This window comes from Caballeronia choica (genome assembly GCF_001544535.1).
GTDB classification, from domain to species: domain Bacteria; phylum Pseudomonadota; class Gammaproteobacteria; order Burkholderiales; family Burkholderiaceae; genus Caballeronia; species Caballeronia choica.
The window spans coordinates 1-5,328 of sequence record NZ_FCON02000287.1; the positions used below are offsets into that span (position 1 = coordinate 1).

Here is a 5,328-nt window from a genome sequence, read left to right on the forward strand (position 1 = left end):
GTCGGCTGGATCGCGCAGTGGAACGAGATGATCGCCGATCCGGAACAGAAGATCGGCCGTCCGCGCCAGTTGTTCATTGGCGAGGAAAAGAGGACAGTGCGCGGCAGATGACTTCCCTTCGCTGCGGAGTCTCCCACGACTGTGTGTCGCCGGGCATCTCCCGCACGTGAACCCGCCGATCGCAAGACGCCAGACCGCGGCTGCCTCGATGTCGCGACACGGTCTGCGCGAAAAGAGAGGCAGCACATTGCGGCGTTGCACGAGGCGAAACGGGCACGTCCGCTACGAGGGTCGCCGGGCGGACAACGCGTGCCCCGCTACCGGCGGGCACGACATTCGACCGCGCGCTCCCCGTCAGTACTTGATGTCCCGCTTTTGCTGACGGCCTTCCTGCTTCGTATCGCGCTTTTCGTGCCGGCACTGGGAGTTGCTCTTCTCGTTAGCTGCCCGGCAATCGACCTTGCCCGTGCGCGCTTCGTGTTTGGCAGACTGGTTTGCGTTTCGGCCTTGTTGGCGCTGTTGTGACTGGTTGGTGGCGAGAGCCGAGCCCGATAGCGCCAGGAGTCCTGCTGCGGCCAGCATAGCCCCTGTCCGCCTCCAGCGTCCGTTTCTTGATTCGCTCATTTTCACGCTCCTCCGTGCTTGGTTGAAACGACGGTCAGCTATCGCGCCAAGCCGCCCTCATGCTCGTCGAGAGTCAGACCCAGGAAGCCTTGTGCGACAAAAGCAAGCTTACATTAGCCCGGCGCATGATGGCACGAATCAGCGCCGCCGGGACGGCATGGGACCGATATCGCCACGATGCTTCTTGACCTCGCGATTACCAAGAGGGTCATCGACCGCACTGCCTATCGGTGAATGGAATCGCGCGGATGCGACAGCCACGCGCTCTCGTGGTAAGCCCTGTCGGCTGCACGTTCCTGTCAAACCCAGTGCGCTCGACACATCACGTCGCCCCGTTAGTCGTAGGGAGCGGTTCGCCCCAGAGTTGGAGCTTCGGAAGTCGGGCCGAATGGAAACCGTCACGCTTAATTCGTGCACGTGATTGAGCGTTATGAGCTATGCGGCAAGGCGTCGTAAACGCTTGGACGGGCGCCGCAAAGGTTTATTCTAATCAGATCTCCTCCATGTCTATTCAGATATGGTTTCATGCCCGCCGCGCGCGGGCTTTTTTTTCAACATCTCTGGCGCTCGCTCCGACGAAGGGTGCTTACTGGCTGTCGCGATCGGGCACCTTGATCCAGCCCGGTCCCGGGTCAAACGACTTCGTGGCCTCCGCCTTCGCCGCACTCTGCGGTCCCAGGTCTCGCTCATAGACCTGCCCCGCATGGCTCACCATGAAACTCTTGATCCCGGTGTCTCCGTACTTCACCGGCCAGGCGATGACGGCAAATCCGCCGAAGAGCTTGCCTCGAACGACGTAATCGTAGGCACCACCGGGCGCGTGTGGCCCTTGTGACTCGAGCAGCTTGTAGTGGTACCCATAGTAGCCGGCATTCTGGGCATTGCGCGAGCTGGCATCGACGAACGCTTCGCCCAGCGGACTTTGCGTGTCGTCCGGCCCGGCAGGCCAGTACAAACCGTCGTGTTTGCCCGACGTGCTCACCATCCTCGACGCATAGGCAAGCACGCCCTCGCCGTCGTGGTTGGTTTGCGCATATTCGCGTTGCGCATCGTAGATCGCGAGCATGCTCTGGATGACCGCCAGTTCATTGCGCCCGATGCGCCGCAATCGCATATCCTCGGCGCCCGCGCGTGTATCGAAGTGCCAGCCTTGATCGGTCTTGACGAGCGGAATCGGGAACGTCCAGCCCTCGTCGCCGACGGCAATTTGCGCATGTCTCGAGTCGGTCGGCTTGACCGCATGGGACTTGGCCCATTCCGCGATGAACGTCTCACGCACCGGCGCGTCGACGGGCGGAATCAGGTCCCTGAAGTTATTGCCGAAGATGGTGCGCAACATGTCTTCGCGGTCTTTCACGACGGCGTCGCCGAAGGCGTTCATCGCCGCCTCGGGAGAGCTGAAGGTCTTTTGCGCATAACCGGGAGTCGTCATGCCGACCGACAGGACAGCGGCAGCAGCGACGTTCGCGAGTACGGGCGTCATCCACTTCCTGAAAACGCGTGACTGGAAATTCATGGTCGTCTCTCCTCAACGCCTGCCGCCGCCGCGTCCGCCGCCGCGCATGCCACCGCCTGCACCACCGGCGGGCCGGTTAAAGCCTGAGCCCTGCATGCTCGATCTGCCCCGGTCGAAGTTGTGCTGCGAAGCGGCGCCGCCCCCTCCTACGCCGGAGAACGCGGCGTCGCGACCGCCACCACTGGAACCACCCCGGTTGCCGCCACTGACGCGGTTCACATCACTGGGGGTGCCGCGATTTGAAGCACCGCCGGCGGATCGATCGTTGACGGATGCACGATTCCCGGCGCCTCCCCGCGTACCTGTATCGGTACCACGCCCGCGATACTGGGAACGCCCGTCGGCACCCGGCGTCTGCCCGGCAAACTTGTTGCGCGTGGCATTGTCACGATAGGCAACGCCCTGGCGATGCCCTGCGTCATGCTGCCAGCGACCGCCCTGCCCCTGGACTTTGCTGCGATCGAAGTTTCGATTGATGTTCGCGGCCCTGTCCACGTTGATGTTGACGTCGCCACCGCCCCAGTTGCAATTGCTGAAGATCGCACCGGCTGCAGCAAGCCCAATGCCCCAGGCGATGCCTGTCGCAAGGGCTGCGCCGGGATAGTAACCGGGGTAATAGGCGGGATACGGAGGCCAATAGGTTGGTGGATAAGCCGGATAGCCCCACCCACCATAGACAACCGTCGGGTTGTAGGCTGGCACATAGATCACTTCCGGATTTGCGGGTTCGATGCGCACGATCGTGGTGGTCTGGCCGGCCGCCGGTGCGGGCTCGACTATGACCTTCTGCTGCTCGTTCGATTTCAGGTTGCCCGATTCCTGCGCGCGTGCCCGCAACCGCTGCACCGCAGCGAAGACCTCTTTTTGCTGTGCAAGAAAAGCGTCTCCGAGCCGCTGCGTCCAGTCGAGCTTGTCGCTCATCGGCTCGAGTATCTGCGGGAACGCCACCAGCGATTTCACGCTGGTGTCCCAAGGCTGATTCTCCACGGCCTTCACGGCGGCATCGCCCTTCACGCTGGGATTCGCTTTTACCCAGCGCGCCGCGTGCACGATCTCCAGCGGATAGGTCGACGCCATCAGCACCTGCGACAGCACGGAGTCCGGGTAGAGCGCGATCGGAGCGACCAGGGCCTCGAGTTCCTCTGGCGCGAATGGCGCGGGGTTCGGGCTCTGTGCAGAGCCCTGTGCGGGGGCCTGCGGAGGCGTCTGTGCGGGGAGTTGTGCTGGCGACTGTGCGGGGCCCTGTACCGAACTCTCGGGACCGTGCTCCGCACATGCCTGAATGATCATTGGCAAAAGCAGCCACATGAGAACTGCTTTTGCCGATCGCTCGTTCCAGTGAGTCATGGCCCCTCCTTGCGGCAGCTTGTTGACGCGGAAAGCGATGCGCTCGAAAAAGTCACGCAACCAGGCGACGGCCCCGCAGAAGCAGAACGTCCGAGAGAAATTCAATCCCGACCGTTTGCTACGCCAGCGTGATCCTGCTCGAACGACGCTCCAGCTTTTCTATCGTAGTACCTGTTACTTACAATGCGACCGTCCTTCGCGGACGCGGTTGGTGCCCCGTCAAGAAAGCCACGCCTTCCCCAATCGTTCGCCCGCGGCGGCAGCCACCCTATCAACGAGTGATGATTGACCACCACGATATAGACCAGAGCGTTGCGGCTCATCAGTGCCACTTGCATGGCAATGCAACTAGCGAATATCAGACACCTGCTCGTCACTTCTCTCTGCCGGCGACGCAAGCGTCGCTGAATCACCGTCGCCCAGCAGAGTCTGCAGCGCCGGCGTGAGCGACTTCAGCAACTGTACCGACAAAGCGCTCGTGAAATCGTAGCGCGCCGCATACGGCTCGTGCACGTAGGCGGTCAGCGTGCCGAAGAAGCGATCGCCGATCACGAAGACGAACGTCGCGGTCCTGTTGACCTTGCGCGACTCGATCAGACGCGCACCCCGCGCGAAGACATTCAAGCGCTGGTCGCCGGTTCCGGTCTTGCCATATACGTCGAGCCTCCGGCCGTCGGGCAACGTGATGCCGTCGGCGAGGCGCTTGGCGGTTCCGCCGAGCACGACGTCGCGCAACAGTTGATGAACCACATCGCAGATTTCCGGTGAGAGGACCGCGCGCGGCGCGGTCGCCGCGTGAGCGAAGCGCGTCTCGTAAGGCGTGTCCTTCGCAAACTCCAGCGTGGCGATGCTCTGCGTCGGCAGTGTCTTGCCGTCATTCGCAATGGTGCCGATCAATTGCGCGAGCGCGGCTGGCCGGTCGCCCGACGCCCCGACAGCCGTCGCATACGATGGCGTGAGCGACGCGAACGGATAGCCCAGCGCGCGCCACGACTTGCCTATCTGCACGAAGGCTTCCGCTTCGATCATTCTTTTTATGCGCCGGTCTTGCGTTGCGTGATAACGCGTCTTGAAAAGCCACGAATACGTGGTGGCGCGCACGTCGCGGCTCGCTTCCTGAATATCGTCGACACTCGCGAGCGGATGGTTGCGCAGGTAGTTCACGGTCCACAGTTCGAGCGGATGGACACTCGCGATATAGCCGCGATCGTTCAGGTTGAACTTCTCGACGCCGTACTTCGCGTAGAGGTTCGCGAGGTCCTCGGACGAGAGCCACTCCGCCGGCGTGCCCTTCAGTGCGGCGCGCATCCGCGTGTCGAACCACTCCTGCGACTCGTCGGGGTTCACGCTGCGCAACACGGTCGCGATCTTGGGCGGCGACTTGCGCACACTGCGCAGCATGATGGCGAGCGCTTCGTCGGTCGAACGGCCGTGATATTTCTTGTAGAAGCGGCCCATGTACACCCGGCTTTCCTGGTCGGCGAAGCGCGTGAGATAGAGATGGCGTGCCGCGGGATCGTCGAGCCATTGCGATTGCGGTCCCACGGTCTGGATCATCTCGTAGTGCACGATGTCGCGCATCATGCGCACGAACACGAGGTTCACCGAATGCTGGAACGCGCGATGGACGGTGAGGATGCGGCTATTGTCAGTCGCTTCGAAGTTGTTGAACGTCTGTGCACCGCCGCCCGTGTAGAACGTCTCGCCCGGACTCGCGGAATACTTGCGTTCGATTGCGGCATCGAGCATCGCGCGCAGCGACCGGTCCGGCGTGCGCGAAAGATAATCGAGCGCCCAGTACGTGAGCGCGTCCAGCTTGTCGGGCTTCACAGCGCGCAGTT

3 protein-coding genes and 1 pseudogene are annotated in these 5,328 nt (G+C 62.5%); all 4 read right to left on the reverse strand.

Going from position 1 to position 5,328, the window contains the following annotated elements; genetic code table 11:
- Positions 1 to 354: 354 nt before the first annotated feature.
- The gene (locus tag AWB68_RS42415) at positions 355 to 624 is read right to left on the reverse strand and encodes a hypothetical protein (RefSeq protein ID WP_087650103.1); all 270 of its coding nucleotides are present in this window, start codon (positions 622 to 624) and stop codon (positions 355 to 357) included.
- A 586-nt stretch (positions 625 to 1,210) separates the two neighbouring features.
- Entirely contained in the window at positions 1,211 to 2,140 is a 930-nt protein-coding gene (locus AWB68_RS42420; protein ID WP_087650104.1) for a DUF2950 domain-containing protein, read from the reverse strand.
- A gap of 12 nt (positions 2,141 to 2,152) precedes the next feature.
- On the reverse strand, positions 2,153 to 3,487 hold the full coding sequence (locus tag AWB68_RS42425; protein ID WP_087650105.1) for a DUF3300 domain-containing protein: 1,335 nt from the start codon (positions 3,485 to 3,487) through the stop codon (positions 2,153 to 2,155).
- 348 nt (positions 3,488 to 3,835) lie between these two features.
- Positions 3,836 to 5,328, reverse strand: a pseudogene (locus tag AWB68_RS42430) (glycosyl transferase family 51); the annotation flags it as partial.

Bases quoted from the DNA above. Each gene is read 5' to 3' on its own strand.
- AWB68_RS42415 (WP_087650103.1), bottom strand. From the start codon at position 624: ATGAGCGAATCAAGAAACGGACGCTGGAGGCGGACAGGGGCTATGCTG.
- AWB68_RS42420 (WP_087650104.1), bottom strand. From the start codon at position 2,140: ATGAATTTCCAGTCACGCGTTTTCAGGAAGTGGATGACGCCCGTACTC.
- AWB68_RS42425 (WP_087650105.1), bottom strand. From the start codon at position 3,487: ATGACTCACTGGAACGAGCGATCGGCAAAAGCAGTTCTCATGTGGCTG.